This window comes from Pseudoalteromonas sp. CF6-2 (genome assembly GCF_021729425.1).
Taxonomy (GTDB): Bacteria; Pseudomonadota; Gammaproteobacteria; order Enterobacterales; family Alteromonadaceae; genus Pseudoalteromonas; species Pseudoalteromonas arabiensis.
In genome coordinates, this window is the sequence record NZ_CP091442.1 from 728,082 (window position 1) to 745,261 (window position 17,180).

Sequence of the window (17,180 nt, forward strand, 5' to 3'; positions counted from 1 at the left end):
AGGACAACAAATGTTAGATAAGGTAACCCGACTACTCTTAGTTGAAGATGATGAAGATGATTATATTCTAACTTGTGATTACTTAGAGCAATTGGGTTCCCATACATTCGATGTTGAATGGCTTAGCTGCCCTGAAGAAGCCGTTAACGTATTGAGTGAAAATAAACACGATATTTGTTTATTGGATTATAGACTTGGTGCTTCTGATGGACTTGAAGTATTAAAAAGTGCGGTTGCTAATGGGTTCCGTGGCCCTATCATTATGCTCACGGGTCAATCGGATGACACCTTAGACTCTGCTGCACTTGATGCAGGCGCTGTTGACTACTTAGTTAAGAACGAAATGAGTTCAAGTCGGTTTGCCCGTGCAATTCGTTATGCATTAGCCAGACGGGATGTAGAAGATGAGCGTGTTGAACGTTTGAAAGCTGAAGCTGAAAATCGCTCGAAAGATCGCTTCTTAGCGCATTTAAGTCATGAGTTACGCACGCCTTTATCGTCAATATTAGGTTATACCGAACTGTTGATGCAAAGCGAAAAAAACCAGCACGCGCATAATGAACTTGGGGTCATTTACCGAAATGGTAAGCACCTATTGAGCTTACTTAATGATGTACTCGATTTATCGAAAATTGCGGCAGATAAGTTAGAGCTCAACTGCTGTGATGTAAACCTCGATAGCTTAATGGCTGACGTATATACTTTAATGCGAGTGTCAGCTGTAGATAAGGGCTTATCGCTTAGGTTTGAGTCACAACAGGCACTGCCTTTAATTATTAATTCTGATGCTACTCGTCTTCGCCAAATCCTCATTAATATTATTAATAATGCAATTAAGTTCACTAACCAAGGTGAGATCGTTGTACGTGCATGGACTGCATGGGTTAATGAGCGCGAAATGCTGTTCTTCAGTATCAAAGATACAGGGCTTGGCATTGCACCCGAAAAGCAGGCTCTGATTTTTAAGCCATTCGAACAAATTGCTGATGTTGAATCACGTGATGTTGGTGGTGCAGGACTAGGCCTTGCTATTTGCTCTGAATTACTCACACGTATGCAAGGTTCAATAGAGCTTGAGTCCACTCAAGGGGTCGGCTCTGAATTTACTTTATCTATTTATCCTGGCAACATTCGTGATGTTGAGCGTCAATTGCTGACGTTTGACTCTAACCCCGACTGCCATCAAAAGTTAACAACACTTTCAACCAGTGGGCGCGTACTTGTCGTCGATGACCTTAAAGATTTGCGTATTTTGGTAGGACACATGATCGCAAGCACTGGGGCTGATGTTGAATACGCTGAAAATGGTAAACATGCGATTGAAAAGGTTGCTGCTGCTGAACAAGCTGGTAAAGCTTTCGATATTATATTTATCGACCTTCACATGCCTGTTATGGGTGGTAAAGAGGCGACAATTGAGCTTCGTAAAATGGGGTATAAAGAACCGATTATTGCACTGACAGCTGCAACCATGAAAGGGGTTAAAAGTGAGCTGTCGGCGCTTGGTTTTAATGACATGATCGCCAAGCCAGTGGATTCAGGGCTGCTTTATCAGGTGCTGAATCATTATATTTGCCAAGGTAAAACAGAGCCTGTCATTGAGCATGATGACAGTCCGGCGATGACTCAAAAAAGTACCCGTTATTTATTAGTTGAAGATGACACAGATGCAGCGCAAATCACTCAGCTTTTATTAGAAAGCCTTGGGGTTGAAACGGTAATCGCTGCCAGCTGTGAAGCGTGTTTAAATACGCTAAGTGAAGACGCTGAGTTTGATAAAGTGCTGCTTGATATGCACCTGCCTGACGGCAGCGGTTTGGATTTAGCAAAACAGCTCAAACAACTATACCCCAACTTAACCTTAGTTATTGTCAGTGGGGCAGAACCTGAGCCAGAGAAAATAGAACCGCTAGATATTGAACAAGTTCTGTTAAAGCCAATTAACCTAGGTCTACTGACAGATCTTATTGAGGGCAGTGCCTAATTGATTGTCGAGCAACAAGGCTTGGCTCAAACATAGTTTGCAGAGGCTCAGTTTGCTTTTGATAAACGTGCTTAAGAATCCAGTTTGCAGCCATTTTCCCCATCTCATTGATTGGATAGTTAATTGTACTTAGGGGCGGATAAATGTGGCGAGTAAAAAATACATTATCATAGCCCATCACTGATAGCTGCTCTGGAAGCGCTAAGCCAAGTTCTCTGGCGCTGGCGATGGCGCCAGTCGCCATTTCATCATTGGCACAAATAACTGCACTAAACGACAACCCTTGTTGATAGATTGTTTTTAATCCCTCAAAGCCACTGGTTTCCATAAAGTCACCTTGATAAAGCAGTTGTTCATTAAATGATAAATTAAATTCAGCAAGTGCTTGTTTGTGACCAGCTAGACGATCTTGAGCATCTTTTTTCCAAAGTGGGCCACTGATATAGGCTATGTTCTTGTGGCCTTGTTCTAAAACATGTTTGGCTGCGAGATAGCCACCTTTGATGTTATTTAAAATAATACAACGGTCGCTTAATTCTGGAATAAAACGGTTAATGAGTACAAATGGTACACGGCCCTTACTCAGCTTGATTAAGTAATCGTCGCTGACAGCTTCAACATGCAAAATAAGGCCATCACAGTTACGGCTTATTAGGAACTCAATGCCTTGCTTTTCTCGCTCTTCGTCGCTGTGGCCGGCAGCAATGATTACATGTTTACCTTGGTTTCTAAAAATATTCTCAATACCACTCATCATAGGACCATAAAACGGGCCTTGTAATTCAGAAACAAGTAGACCAACACTGTTCGAGCAATTCGACGCTAATGACTGCGCAATAGAGTTTGGTCTATAGCCAAGCTCACTCATTGCCGCAGTGACTTTTTTACGAGTAGCATCACTGACATTCGCATTGTTATTCATTACTCGCGAAACAGTTGCCAAAGACACTCCAGCTAGTTTCGACACCTCGTAAATGGTGGCCATATTATTCCTTTGTAAAACCCAATTATGGATGACGTTTTAATGATAAGTCGGCACTGATTTGCTCAACGGTTTGATTATCAAGAATATACCTCTTCATGATTAAAGCGACAAGCACGCTGCCAATTGCTGGATAAAGCGTAAATGAAATTAAAATGCCTGACAGCGTATGTTCACTGAGCTCAGTATTCGCTTCGTAACCGTAAAATGCGAGTAACCAACCAGCGATAGCACCACCAAGGGCAAGGCCGAGTTTAATAAAAAATACCACGCTCGCGTAGACAAGCCCTGTTAGTCTCTCACCGGTTTTCCACTGGCCATAATCAATCGTGTCGGCCATTTTTGCCCACAGTAGTGGGGTCGCCATTTGTGTGAAAAAACACCATAAAAAGTACACAATAAAAGCAAGAATCAGTTGTTCGCTTGGTAACCAAAATGCCACACAGCTAATTGCCGCAGAGATATATTGCAAAAAAATATAAGCAGTTTTCTTATCAACACGTTTACTTAGCGGGTTTGCACACGCACAGCCTAGAATATTACCTATCATACCGAGAGTGACAAAGTAAGTGACCAGTTCGGCTTCACCAAGTACATATTTTACGTAATAGATGGCAAGTGTTGTACGCAATACCATACTAGTTAACAGCATAAGTGCAGCTAAGCACAGCACCTTAAATGGGCCATTTTGCCAAAGCGTGTCGATGCGGTTTTTCCAACTCAATGATGAGCTGTTATTGGTTGTAACGCGCTCTTTAGTGAAGCGAAAACAAATCAAGAATAAGATGACGCCTAAGCCACTCATCAATGCCATAGTAAGTTGATAGCCTGTGGCGTTATCACCTTTTCCTAACCAGTTTACTAACGGTAAGGTACAGGCACTAACTATTAGGCCGCCCAGCATGCCAAACACAAAACGATAAGATTGAATCGATACGCGCTCTTTAGGGTCGCCACTTAATACTCCGCCTAACGCTGAATAAGGAATATTAATGGCTGTGTAAACCAGCATTAGCAAAGTATAAGTGACAAAGGCGTAAATGACTTTGCCTGACTCAGGTAGGTCTGGCGTAGTGAAGGTGATCATACTGATCACCCCAAACGGTAAAGCGAGCCAAAGTAAATAAGGGCGATAACTTCCCCATTTAGTTCGCGTGGCATCGGTTAATGCGCCCATTAGTGGGTCGGTAATCGCATCAACAATTCTCACCACCAAAAACAAGGTGCCGACAATAGCAGGTGAAATGCCAAAGATATCCGTATAGAAAAAAGTTAAAAATAACATCACTGTTTGAAAGATAATGTTACTTGCGGTATCACCTAATCCGTAGGCTACTTTCTCTTTTGTTGTCAGCATGTGTGTTCTCGTTTATTGTTATTTTTTTCGCTGTTTTAGCAGCGCACGGTATTGTTTTGCGCTTTCTTTTAAAATGCGCTGCTGGCTTTGGTAATCAATGTAAACTAATCCAAAGCGTTTTTCATAGCCATATGCCCATTCAAAGTTGTCCATTAAACTCCACGCAAAGTAGCCTTGAATGTCGACGCCTTGTCGAATGGCATCACAGACCGCATTTAAGTGAGTGTGATAATAATCAACGCGTTCAATGTCTTTCACTTCACCGTTTTCTAGGGTATCGGCCATGGCTGCGCCGTTTTCAGTGATATACATCTTTGGCAAATCATATTGCTGATCTAGTGATACAAGCAATTCAGTTAAACCTTGTGGGTAAACTTCCCAGCCCATATCGGTAACACGAACATCCGTTAGGCATGCTTCTTCAAACCAACCATCAGCGGTATTTTTGTAGTGTATGCGGGTATAGTAGTTAACGCCAATAAAGTCGACGGCTTGACTAATAATGGTCATATCGTCAGCAAGGATAGTCGGTTTAACCTTTGCAGCCAACTCATCAAATAAAGAAGGGTATGTGCCTTCTAAAATCGCTTTGATATACCATTGGTTATGGTATTGATCGGCAAGTTCTGCGGCTTTTTTATCATCCGCTGTTAAAGGGTAAGCAGGGCTGAAGTTTAACACGATACCTGCTTCTGTTTCTGGGCAGTTTTTACGTAATACTTGCATGGCAAGGCCATGGGCAAGTAGTAAATGGTGAGCCGCCTGTCGGCCTGCTTGTTGCGATTTTATCCCCGGTGCATGCACACCCACCTCATAACCTAAGTAGGCACTACAGAAGGGCTCATTCAAGGTTGCAAAGGAGTCGACTAAGTGGCCAAGGTGTTGAGTAACAAGTTCGGCATATTCTTTGAATTTATAGGCTGTATCGCGATTTAACCAACCTCCGTTATCTTCAAGGTATTGTGGTAAATCCCAGTGGTATAGGGTGACGTAGGTTTTAATATTACGCGCTTTTAACGCCGTTAATAACTGAACATAAAACGCCATACCTTGTTTATTTATCGTGCCATCTTGATTCATGACCCGTGGCCAAGAAATTGATAAACGGTAAGCATCTACGGCTAAGTCAGCAATCATGTCTACATCTTGTTGCCAACGTGCAACATGGTCACATGCGACATCGCCATGACTTTGATCGGCAATTGCATCAGGCTTTTCACAAAACGTATCCCAGATACAATCGAGACGCTGTTCACGTGCGCCTTCAATTTGAAACGACGCAGTCGCAACACCAAAAGTAAATTCAGGTTTGAGTAAAAATGAGTCTGGCAAAAGAGAAATTGATTTATACACAGTTATGAGTCGTCCTTCGCATTGTTTTTGTAAGACAAACCAAAATGCAGAGTTACAATTTGTGAAAGCGCTTACAATTTTATTGCAAATAAATTGCTATATATGATTAATATGTTATAAATGTAAGCGCTTACATTTTATGTTGCAATAGTTTTTTGCTTTTTTATTCTTCATTACTTAGCACTATAACTAATGTAACAAACTGAAAAATATAAATAACTAGAGAATAAAATTATGGCCCATGTTTCAACGCCTGTTTCAGGTAACGCGAGTCAAGGGGCAATGCCAAAGCAACACTTTGCACTGGCATCCTTGACCACATTATTTTTTATGTGGGGGTTTATCACTTGTTTGAATGACATTTTGATCCCTTACCTAAAAGGAATGTTTTCGCTTAATTATACGCAAGCCATGCTTATACAGTTTTGCTTTTTTGGTGCGTATTTTGTGATGTCGATCCCTGCTGGCAAGTTGGTAAGTCGTATTGGTTATCAGTTTGGTATTGTCGTTGGGTTAGTGGTAGCAGCAATTGGTTGTGCGCTGTTTTATCCCGCCGCTGTTGCCCATGTGTACGAATTATTTTTACTGGCTTTGTTTGTACTAGCCTCTGGTATCACTATTTTACAAGTATCAGCAAATCCCTATGTGAGTGTACTTGGCCCGCAAAAAACAGCCTCGTCACGTTTGACTATGACACAAGCATTTAACTCATTAGGCACCACAGTCGCGCCGATTTTTGGCGGTTGGTTAATTTTAACTGAAGTAAGTCAAGCCACTGCGGAGCAAGTAAAATTTCCCTATTTAATGTTATCTGCCAGCTTATTAGTACTTGCTGTAATTTTTGCATTTCTAAAGCTGCCTAAATTAGGTAAAGAAAGCGATAGTGAAGCAGCACAACAAGATTTAGAAGACTTTGTTGATTTAGGTAGCGTTTGGCGTTATCGCCACCTGATTTTAGGTGCCATCGGTATCTTTGTATATGTGGGCGCAGAAGTGGCGATTGGTAGCTTTTTGGTGGGCTTTCTGACCTTAGATAACATTGCTGGCCTCGCAGAAAAAGAAGCCGCTCATTACATTAGTTATTATTTCGCAGGTGCCATGGTGGGTCGCTTTATTGGAGCTGCTGTGATGCAAAAATTTAATGCAGGTAAGGTGTTGGCATGTCATGGCTTACTTGCCGTACTACTTGTTGCAATTGCTATGACAGGTGAGGGGAGCCTTGCTATGTGGGCTATTTTACTGGTTGGCTTATGTAACTCGATTATGTTCCCAACAATTTTCAGCCTAGCATTACATGGCCTTGGCAAATACACCTCAAAAGGCTCAGGTATTTTATGCTTAGCAATTGTAGGAGGCGCAATTATTCCATTACTGCAAGGCGTATTAGCCGATTCTGTTGGCGTGCAAATGGCGTTGTTTTTACCTATCGCCTGTTACTTATATATAACTTACTTTGCGTTAGTTGGCTCAAAAGTATCAACTCAGACTTCATAGGTGCAAAAATGAAATTGAAAGAAACAGTCACTCTTTGTTCGTTAGTGATGGCAAGCGTCAGCATGCTAGGTTGTACTGGGCAAGACAAGGTGGCAAACGTGAGCACTGAGCAAGAAATTTGGCCAAATATCGAAACAGGCATTGCTGCAAACCCAGAGATGGAAGCAAAAATAGCAAAAATGCTGGCAAATATGACCCTTGAGCAAAAAATTGCGCAAATGATCCAGCCAGAAATTCGTGATATTAGCGTTGAAGATATGCGTAAATACGGTTTTGGCTCTTACCTCAATGGCGGTGGTGCATTCCCAAATAATGATAAACACGCCAGTGCCGCAGATTGGATTGAGCTTGCTGAAAAAATGTACCAAGCCTCAATTGATGACTCCCTTGATGGCAGCTCAATCCCGACTATGTGGGGCACCGATGCCGTGCATGGCCACAACAACGTGATTGGTGCGACGTTATTCCCGCATAACATTGGTTTGGGTGCAACAAACAACCCTGAGTTAATTGAAAAAATTGCAGCCGCTACCGCGCAAGAAGTAATGGTAACAGGTATTGACTGGGTGTTCGCACCAACAGTCGCAGTTGTTCGTGACGACCGTTGGGGTCGTACTTATGAAGGCTATTCTGAAGACCCTGAAATTGTGAAAGCATACTCGGCAGCTATTGTTAAAGGCTTGCAAGGTGCGGTTGATGATGACTTCTTATCAGATAAGCGTGTGATCAGTACGGTTAAACACTTTTTAGGTGATGGCGGTACCGAAGGCGGTGATGACCAAGGCAATAACACGGCATCTGAGCAAGAATTATTTGATATTCATGCGCAAGGTTATGTTGGCGGTTTAGGTGCGGGTGCACAAACCGTAATGGCGTCATTCAACAGCTGGAATGGTGAAAAAATTCACGGTAGTAAATACCTACTTACCGACGTACTAAAAGGCAAAATGGGTTTTGATGGTTTTGTTGTTGGTGACTGGAACGGCCACGGTCAAATTCCGAGTTGTACTAATGGCAACTGTGCGCAAGCAGCAAATGCCGGTCTTGATGTGTACATGGTACCGACAGATGCATGGAAACCACTTTACGAAAACCTTATCAAGCAAGTTAAAAGTGGCGAAATTGCACAAAGCCGCATCGATGATGCAGTAACGCGTATCTTACGTGTAAAAATGCGCGCAGGTTTGTTTGATAAGCCAAGCCCTGCAAAGCGTCCGCTTTCTGGTAAAACAGAGATCATTGGCAGTGCAGAACATCGTGCAGTTGCAAAACAAGCGGTCCGTGAATCACTGGTTCTTCTGAAAAATAAACAGCAGTTGCTACCGCTATCAGCAAATGCAAATGTATTAGTTGCCGGTCAAGGCGCTGATAACATTGGCATGCAGTCAGGTGGTTGGACAATCACATGGCAGGGTACAGGTAATGAGAATAGCGACTTCCCAGGCGGGACTTCTATTTTGGATGGGATCAAACAAACGGTTGAGCATGCGGGCGGGCAAGTTAGTTATGACTTAAACGGTGAGTTTGATTCCCGTCCAGATGTTGCCATTGTGGTGTTTGGCGAGCAACCATACGCAGAAGGCAATGGTGATTTAGATAACCTTGAATACCAACGCGGTAATAAAACTGATTTAGCCCTGCTTAAAAAGCTAAAAGATGCCGGCATTCCTGTGGTGTCGCTATTTATTAGTGGTCGTCCAATGTGGGTGAATGCTGAGCTTAATGCCAGCGATGCATTTGTCGCAACTTGGTTACCAGGGAGTGAAGGTGATGCAATCAGCGATGTTATTTTTAAAAAACAAGATGGCACTATTAATCATGACTTTAAAGGTAAGTTATCGTTCTCATGGCCAAATAACCCGGTAGGTAACGAAAACCGTGGCGATAAAGATTACGCGCCACTATTGCCTTATGGGTTTGGCTTAACGTATCAAGATAAAAATACATTAGCGGATGACCTAAGCGAAAAATCACAAGTTTCTGCTAAATTAGAAGACTTAGTATTATTTGAACGTGCCGTAAAAGCACCGTGGTCACTGCAACTACAAAGTGGCTCTGAGCGACAAGCCATGACCAGTAGTCGTGCAGCACTTAACGCTGTTAGCGTAAAAACTTTTGATAAAGACGTACAAGAAGATGCGCGCGCAATCAGCTTTAATGGTAAAGAAGCGGCTGCGGTTCGTTTAATGGCGGCGTTCCCATCGGATTTACGCTCATACGTTGAAAAAGCGGGTCAACTGCAAATGCAAATTAAGGTAGACCAAGCTGCTGATGCGCCGCTAATGCTAGGTATGCAATGTGGTGAAAACTGTAGCGGTCAATTTGATATTAGCAAACACCTTAAAGCAGCACATGATTGGCAAACGCTAACTGTAGATTTGAGCTGCTTTGCTGAGCAAGGTGTGCAGCTTGGGCAAGTATTCTCGCCTTGGCAATTAGCCACTGAAGGTGCATGGCAAGTCTCAATTGCTAAACTATCAGTAACGAGCGCACACACTGAGGATGCAACGCTCTCATGTCAGTAAAATCGTATGCTGTTATTTTGCTAACAGGTGCGCTTAGTGCCTGTCAGCAAACCCCTGCGCCTGTTAAAGCCAGCCTAGGAGAAGGCTGGCAGTTAGTTTGGCAAGATGAATTTTCGCAAAATGATCTCGACCTAACTAAGTGGCAACACGAAGTAAATTGTCGAGGTGGCGGTAATGATGAGCAGCAATGTTATACCGCGCGTAGCGAAAACAGTTTTGTTAAAGATGGCATATTGCATATTGTTGCTCGCCAAGAGCAATACACTGGGCCTTTACATAATAGCGATGAAGTGAGCAGCGATGCTGAGCGAGAAAAACAAGCAACTCAGCCGTTTACTTCTGCACGCTTACGCACAAAAAACTTAGCAGATTGGCGATACGGCCGGTTTGAAATTCGCGCTAAATTGCCAGCAGGGCAAGGTGCGTGGCCAGCAATTTGGATGTTACCGACAGACTGGCATTATGGTCGCTGGGCATCATCAGGCGAAATAGACATCATGGAAGCAGTTAATTTAAAGACGCTTACTGATGACAAAACAGCGCCAGCAGGCAGCCTTGAGACACGCGTACACGGCACCTTGCATTACGGTGGTCCTGCACCCAAAAATGTTTACAGTGGTACGCCGTACCGCTTCAGTGAAGCAGATAACCCAGCTGATAACTTTCATGTTTATGCCCTTGAATGGCAGCAAGATGAAATTCGTTGGTATGTTGATGATGTTCACTATGCAACGTTTCGTCACGACCAGTGGTATTCAACATCACAACAACAAGACGGCTCGTTTATAGAAAATACCGGCTTTGCTCCGTTTGATCAGCGTTTTCATTTACTTCTTAACTTTGCAGTAGGCGGAAACTGGCCAGCCAATGTGAATGACAAAGGCGTTGATTCTACAGGTTACCCTAAGCAAATGCTGGTGGATTACGTACGTGTTTTTCAATGTAGTAAAAATAGTGAAACAGGTATTGGCTGCGCAACAACACAGCCATCAGCAGTACAAATAAAGGGTAATACCATTGCGCAATAACAGAGCACTTAATTAAGCGGATTGGTATAAGTGAATTATGAACCAAGAGCCTGCAGATGCTTCGCCGAACTCGTTGCATCCGCTGGCTTTTGGTTCATTCTATCGGTTGAGCTTTTGTAGTAATAGCTGTCTTATTCTTCTGGCCGTTAGTTCGTCGATATCCGCTAATATCCCTTGCGCAGGCTCAGCAACGTGGCTTGCTAAATCCACACCATCAGCAAACACATAATGATTAAATAGTTGCTGCCATTTCTGCTTATGCTCGTTTGGTAAGTCTTTAATTGCCAGCATACTGTGCAGCATGGCATCAAATGGATTTGCTAAATACTCTGGGGCTTGTCGCCACCAATAGTTTACTAATACATTAAACGGACTGGTTGCGCTCACCTGATGCCACCAAAGTGCTGGAATATAAATAGCATCGCCAGGGCCAAGGGTGGCTGATTGCGCCTTTGCTACAGCCTCTTTAAAGCGCGGAAAGCGGCTGAAATCAGGATTATTAAAATCAACCAAGCTAATCGCTTGCCCAGCGGGTGTAAATTCGAGTGGGCCAACGTAAAGGTTATTGACCTGATCAGTTGGCAATAGAGTAAACGTACGCTCACCCGCAGCAACACAGGCTAGGTTATCAGCATTGTCATAGTGAGCCGCAATCTGGCTATGATTTCCCACCCAGAGACTTGTTAGGCAGTTATAATCGGTCACTGTTAATGGGTTCTTAAGGCTAAAGCTAGGAGCACAATACTCCACAGCAGTAGAGCCCATATATAGAGAATCACAGTCGGTTTGCGACAGTTTTAGTGCTAATTTTTGTAGCACAGAAAGTAGATTATCGGCCTGCTGTGAAAAATTAAGCCCCGAGAAATCAGTGTTATAAAAATAACGACCTTGATGAATAGCGTCGCTGCTAAAACTACGTACTGGGGCGTGATTGGCAAGGCCTAAAAGGTAGTCCAAGGCGTTTTTAGAGCCTTGTTTAGCCGCGATGACTTGTGGCCAATCAGCACAGAGATCTCTTATTACCAGTGGCTCAGTTTGCTCAGCTAAAAACAGTTTAAGATCAGCAATGCTGGAAGCATGGCATTCTTTTATTGGCGCAGCCACAAACATTACTGCTTAGCCCACTTTTTATCAAGCAAATGAGGAATTTGCTCCATTGATGCCAGCACCATATAAATAGCCAGCAAGTCACCTTGTTGTTGTAACTGCTTGAGTTGTTCTGCAGTTAAGTTATTTAGTGCCTGCTGGTTAATGGTATAGAAACCAGTTACAGTGACCTTTTCACCATTTTTTTGAGCATATTCAATGCTAAACGCTTCGAGTAAATCAACGCTTAGTAAACGTTCAAAAAACTGATTAATTGTTTGGTGTTCTTGATGTAACGCGTTAAGTACTTGAGCAATATGATTTAAGTAATCGCTATTCCCACCATGTTCAAGGAAAATGGCTTCACCATCGCGTGTGCTTATACGTGGGCTGTCTAAATCAATATGTACCACCAGTGATTGCTCAGGAATGCCATTGTTATACTGGGTTTGTTGACCAATTAAAAATGGCTGGCGCTGCATACTCAGTGGTAAGTAACTCAGTTGTAATTCGGCTTGTTCGTTAAGCAACAAGTTCTCGCCATTTTCAAAACCAAATAAAGCGAGGGCTTCAAATTGGCCTGTTTGAGGGTGCTTACGAAATACGATGGGTTGATTTGCTTGAACTTTAGCAAACTCGCTTGGGAATACGGTAGCGCAGCTAATATTATCGCCCCAGTTAGCACCGCGTGTGGTGATCACTTTTAGGTCTTTATGGCTGATGTTATCAAGTAATACATGATTGGCCATTGGGCCTCCTAATGCTGAGATTAAATAGGTTGTATGCCAAATTGCTGAATATGATTTAACAGCTCGCGGTTCGTTGGTAGTTGTTGTAATCCGCGTTTGGCTTGTTGTTGGTTAGCACTAAAGTGTTCAACAATCGCTGAAGGCATTGTTAGAGCTGGAAATTGCGGTAGTTGTTTCATGCCATAAAGTACATACTGGTAACTAGCCGCAGAGAAAACTTCTTGAGCGCGGTCAAAGTCGTTTAGCCATGGACTTTGATATTGCCACAGTGCTAAATTTTCTTGTAGCTGCTCTGGGATTGAGTTTGCTTCTTTATGGGCTTGCCAATAGGGGCTAGTGCGTTTTGACAACACGTAATGCAGCTTTAAAAATTCAATAATACGCTGCCAGCGATAATGGCACTGCTCATCAAAACGCTTGGCTAGTGTCGGCATTGCAGCACGATGTGTTGGGAAATTAGCAAGTAAGTTATTCAGGCCAAGCTCCACCATGACTAACGCTGAGGCTTCAAGTGGCTCAATAAAGCCTGCAGACATACCAATAGCTAAACAGTTTTTATACCAAAAACGGCGTCTAAAGCCCGGGGTAAAGCTGATTTCACGAAAGGTTAGTTCACTTTGGTTTGTATCGGGTTGGGATTTTGCAATGTATTGGCTAAGCGCTTGTTTAGCATCTTCACTGCTGGCAAAGCGGCTTGAGTATACCATACCCAGACCACGGCGGCTTTGTAAGCCGATATCCCAAATCCAACCAGCATCTTGCGCAGTGGCTTTGGTGTAAGACAGGATCTCTTGCTGGGGGTTTAAATAAGGCACCTGTACGGCCACAGCACGATCGTTAAATAGTACATCTTGTTGCTCGATTAGTTCGATACCGTAATGTTGATGTAACAGCTTTGCGTGGGTGCCTGAACAATCAATAAATAAATCACCCGTAATAGCGCCATGATCGCGGGTTTGCAATGAACTAATATAGCCATCTTCATCACTATTAATGCGTTCAACATGACTGACAATATGCTCAACGTTTAGTTTTGTTGTGCAGTGCTGTTGTAGCTGCATGGCAAACTTACCGGCATCTAAATGATAGCCATAGTTTGCCTCACCTTGATAGGCGCTATGTAAGTGGTTTTTCGGTGCTTTATGGTGATCGCACAAGTAGGTTTGGCTTGCCACTGCGTGGCTGAAACTCACCGCATCTTTGTTGGCAAACCAGTAAGGTGCAATATTTAATTGCTGATACGCAACAGGCAAGCTGAACGGGTGGTAATAATGTGTGTTACCTTCATCTTCGCACCAGCCATCAAAGCGTGAACCTTGTTTAAAAGACGCATCACAGCGTTGAATAAATTCACTTTCGCTAATGCCGATGGTTTTTAAGGTTTGTCGCATAGTCGGCCAAGTACCTTCACCGACACCAATGGTGGCAATATCTGGCGACTCAATCAGGGTGATCTGTGCGTTGTGAGTTAAATGGGGCTGGGCAGCAATTAACCCTGCAGATAACCAACCTGCAGTACCACCACCTAAAATGACGATTTTTTTTACTTCTTTGTGTTGCATATTCAAGGCTACCTCAAATGCTATATAGACAAACTAGCATAATTGTGAAAAAAAAAGCCGCTGTTGAGCGGCTTTTTTGACAACAAAATGCTAGAACGAGTAGCGGAAGCCGATGTTGTAGCGCGCACCGTATTGGTTTGCACGTAACAGCTGCTCAGAGTAACGAACGTAGGTACGCTGCGTTTCATCTGTTAGGTTTAGACCTTCAACAAACACAGTTAGGTTCTCGTTTACTGCATAGTTCACGTTGATATCCCACTGGCCATAAGACTCAGTGAAGATTGGTGAAGCATGTTGGTCAAAGCCTGTTAAGAATTCATCACGCCAGTTATAAGAAACACGAGCTGATAAACCGTCTAAATCATAAATAGCAGAGAAGTTAGCTGAATCACTTAAGCCAGGCAGAGCAAATTGATAGCCGATCGCATCTCGGTCTGCTTCAACATCACCGAATACGAAAGTCGCGTTGGCGGCAATACCAAAGCCCGAATCACCAAACATATGTTGTGCTGCCAGCTCCCAACCCCAAAGGTTACCTGTTTCCACATTGGTGTCGCGAGACACATCAAAGATTGTTAGTGGATCAGTGCCAATGCCTGTAATACCTGTTCCTTGCTCAGTTCCTTGATTTTCATTGATTTTATCGTGAATAGCTTGGTCAGAAGGTGTTATTCCTTCTGCTGCTAAGTCTTCACGCGCTTGATCAGCACGCTCGCCAAGGAATGGGTCACGAATATCTCCCATGGTCTCTTGGGTTGTAATGTTAACAATGAAATTCTCAACTTGTTTACGATAGTAACCTGCAGATAGGTAGCTGCCTTCGCCATAATAATATTCAAGTGATAAATCTATGTTGTCAGCGACGAATGGTTTCAAGTCAGGGTTACCCACAGCCACTTTACGTTGACCTACTTTTGGGTTACCTAAGAATGAGGTTGTTGAACGCAGTGAATCAACCGGAGGGCGAGCGAGTGTTCGGCTATACGAAAAGCGAGCCATTACATCTTCTGTCACTTCAACATTAATATCTAAGTTTGGTAAAAATTCACTGGTGCTACCTTCACCACTTGCGAAAGCCTGCTCACCAAAGTTATATGACCACTCATTACCATTAACCCAGGTAATACCTGTTGCAGGTTTTTCTAGGCTTTGCGAACTAACATCTGTTTTTTCATAGCGTAAACCGACCGCCATGGTGACATACATATTGTTAAACTCAGTTTCAAAGTTTGCTTGAGTGTAGAATGATAGGGTCTTTTCGCTTACTCGATGATCATTATCAATCGGCCCAGCTTGCACCATACCATTTAATTCAGCAGGCCAGCTACATGCGCCAATGCCGCCATCTGGGTGGTCACAGTCAATGCTTTGGGCAATCGCGACTATCTCATCAAAGTCAGCATCGTAGTAGTAGTTTAATAGCTTATCGTTACCGCCGCCTGAGAAGCCGTCTAATAAACCTGAACTATCAACACGAGTAAACAGGTCATCATTGTACCAATCAGCTGAGTTTAACCACCAACCAGCAGCAAGTTGCTCTGAATAAGCTTGTGTGGTTCTAAAGTCAATTTTGGTATGTGAAACACCAAAATTGATACTTGTAAGGGCGCTATTATTTTCGTTTAACCAAGTCCCTTTTAACTGGTACTGATCAAGATCATTTGTGTTCGTATCTTTATTAACCCCAGCAAATAGCGTTCCCATATCACTTGGCAGAAGCTCTGCTTGGCCATTGGTTAATGTCATATCAATTAGCGGTATTTCGCCTTGGCTAAAATCAGCCATTTTTTCATCGATATTAACAGTCGGGTTTTCACACCATGAACATGAGGTATTACCAATGATCATAAAGGCATCATGACCTAAGCCAACCCCCGCGGTTTCTGCTGATGAGTTATGAGCATCAAACTCAATATTTAAAGTATCGGTTACTTGCCAATCAATATTTAAACCAAGTGATTTATTTTCGTTGGTTGTTGCACCCCGGTTGAGGTTCGTTGAGTAATCTCCACCGAACTCGCTAACCTTAGTATACGTCCCATTTTCGTTAATCGTTGCAGAACTAACATTACCCCCGTTGTTAAACCATACACCAAAACTACGGCCGTCTTTTTCAAATTCTAGTTTTGAATAAGTGTAATCAAGGGTTGTCGTTACGCGATCACTCGGTGCGTATTGCAGTACAAGTTGGCCATTGGTACGTTTACGCGAGTTATCGGAGAAAGCGTAGCCCGCATTTTGCGGGTACCAAGTTGTACCGTCTGCACGTTGATTGTTGTCTGTTACACTTAAGTTTGGTGAAGTAGAGAGATCGACATTTGGGATCCAGTTATCAACCGCCATTGATTGCTCGCGGTTATCGCGTTCTTGTACTGAACCTGAGATTAAAATACCAAATTTGTCATCATTAAACGTATTACTGTAAATACCTGATAATTCTGGTGTTATATCATCACCAGTTTCATTTGATGTATCGTGAACGGCTTTTGCACCGATAGAAGCATGTAAACCAGGATTTGAAAGTGGCTTTGCAGTCGTGATATTAACCGTTGCGCCAATGCCGCCGCTTGGGATGTCGGCACGCGCTGTTTTATACACTTCAACACCGCTTACACTTTCTGTTGCGATGTCACCAAAATCGAATGAACGTCCGCCGGTTGTTGGCATTTGGCGATTGTTTAAGGTCACTAGATTAAACTCAGGACCAAAACCACGCACGGTAATTTTGCTACCTTCACCGTTACTTCGGTCGATAGAGACACCGGTGATACGTTGCAGTGACTCGGCTAGGTTCGTGTCTGGGAACTTACCAATGTCTTCTGAAGTGATTGCATCAACAACACCCGTAGATTGGCGTTTGATGTCCATTGATTTTACAAGGCTACCGCGAATCCCCGATACTTGTATAACTTCAATATCACTTGCTTTGTCGGATTGTTCTTCGGCGACAGCTGAGTGAGGAACTAGCGCGCTTAAACCCATTGCCATAGATAGGCTAATGGCAAGCTGCTTTCTCTTGAATTGTGTGTGGTTCATGCAAATCTCCAGATTTGGTTTTAT

11 protein-coding genes are annotated in these 17,180 nt (G+C 43.1%); 4 read left to right on the forward strand and 7 right to left on the reverse strand.

All coding sequences use genetic code 11. The features are described from left to right. The first annotated feature begins 10 nt into the window (after positions 1 to 10). Positions 11 to 1,984, forward strand: a complete 1,974-nt coding sequence (locus L3Q70_RS03445; protein ID WP_062570165.1) for a response regulator — start codon at positions 11 to 13, stop codon at positions 1,982 to 1,984. Here L3Q70_RS03445 and L3Q70_RS03450 read toward each other — a convergent pair. The 3 genes from L3Q70_RS03450 to L3Q70_RS03460 are packed head-to-tail and all read right to left on the reverse strand — an operon-like array spanning position 1,965 to position 5,676. After that, positions 1,965 to 2,969 carry a LacI family DNA-binding transcriptional regulator gene (locus L3Q70_RS03450; protein ID WP_237114852.1) on the reverse strand — a complete coding sequence of 335 codons (1,005 nt, stop codon included), beginning with the start codon at positions 2,967 to 2,969 and terminating at the stop codon, positions 1,965 to 1,967. The genes L3Q70_RS03445 and L3Q70_RS03450 overlap by 20 nt on opposite strands. 22 nt (positions 2,970 to 2,991) lie before the next feature. Further along, complete coding sequence (locus tag L3Q70_RS03455) at positions 2,992 to 4,323, reverse strand: glycoside-pentoside-hexuronide (GPH):cation symporter (protein WP_237114853.1); 1,332 nt, start codon at positions 4,321 to 4,323, stop codon at positions 2,992 to 2,994. Between the two features lie 18 nt (positions 4,324 to 4,341). Continuing rightward, positions 4,342 to 5,676, reverse strand: coding sequence for a GH1 family beta-glucosidase (locus L3Q70_RS03460; protein ID WP_237114854.1), 1,335 nt, complete (start codon positions 5,674 to 5,676; stop codon positions 4,342 to 4,344). A 234-nt stretch (positions 5,677 to 5,910) separates the two neighbouring features. On the opposite strand from L3Q70_RS03460, the gene L3Q70_RS03465 reads away from it, so the two are divergent. Genes L3Q70_RS03465 through L3Q70_RS03475 form a run of 3 tightly spaced genes read left to right on the forward strand, consistent with a single transcriptional unit; the run spans position 5,911 to position 10,723 of the window. Continuing rightward, the gene (locus tag L3Q70_RS03465; RefSeq protein WP_062570169.1) at positions 5,911 to 7,170 is read left to right on the forward strand and encodes a sugar MFS transporter; all 1,260 of its coding nucleotides are present in this window, start codon (positions 5,911 to 5,913) and stop codon (positions 7,168 to 7,170) included. 8 nt (positions 7,171 to 7,178) lie between these two features. Continuing rightward, positions 7,179 to 9,695, forward strand: a complete 2,517-nt coding sequence (locus L3Q70_RS03470; protein WP_062570170.1) for an exo 1,3/1,4-beta-D-glucan glucohydrolase — start codon at positions 7,179 to 7,181, stop codon at positions 9,693 to 9,695. Then, positions 9,686 to 10,723: a glycoside hydrolase family 16 protein gene (locus L3Q70_RS03475; RefSeq protein WP_062570171.1), complete on the forward strand. Its 1,038-nt coding sequence runs from the start codon at positions 9,686 to 9,688 to the stop codon at positions 10,721 to 10,723. The genes L3Q70_RS03470 and L3Q70_RS03475 overlap by 10 nt, the downstream gene beginning before the upstream one ends. A 99-nt stretch (positions 10,724 to 10,822) precedes the next feature. Here the strand turns inward: L3Q70_RS03475 and L3Q70_RS03480 are convergent, their stop codons facing one another. From L3Q70_RS03480 to L3Q70_RS03495, 4 genes are all read right to left on the reverse strand, one after another. After that, positions 10,823 to 11,827 carry a cupin-like domain-containing protein gene (locus tag L3Q70_RS03480; protein ID WP_167346351.1) on the reverse strand — a complete coding sequence of 335 codons (1,005 nt, stop codon included), beginning with the start codon at positions 11,825 to 11,827 and terminating at the stop codon, positions 10,823 to 10,825. A gap of 5 nt (positions 11,828 to 11,832) precedes the next feature. Beyond that, entirely contained in the window at positions 11,833 to 12,558 is a 726-nt protein-coding gene (locus L3Q70_RS03485; RefSeq protein ID WP_237114855.1) for a SapC family protein, read from the reverse strand. A gap of 20 nt (positions 12,559 to 12,578) precedes the next feature. Beyond that, positions 12,579 to 14,120, reverse strand: coding sequence for a tryptophan halogenase family protein (locus tag L3Q70_RS03490; RefSeq protein WP_193988377.1), 1,542 nt, complete (start codon positions 14,118 to 14,120; stop codon positions 12,579 to 12,581). Between the two features lie 90 nt (positions 14,121 to 14,210). Further along, complete coding sequence (locus L3Q70_RS03495) at positions 14,211 to 17,156, reverse strand: TonB-dependent receptor (protein ID WP_237114856.1); 2,946 nt, start codon at positions 17,154 to 17,156, stop codon at positions 14,211 to 14,213. Positions 17,157 to 17,180: the final 24 nt, after the last annotated feature.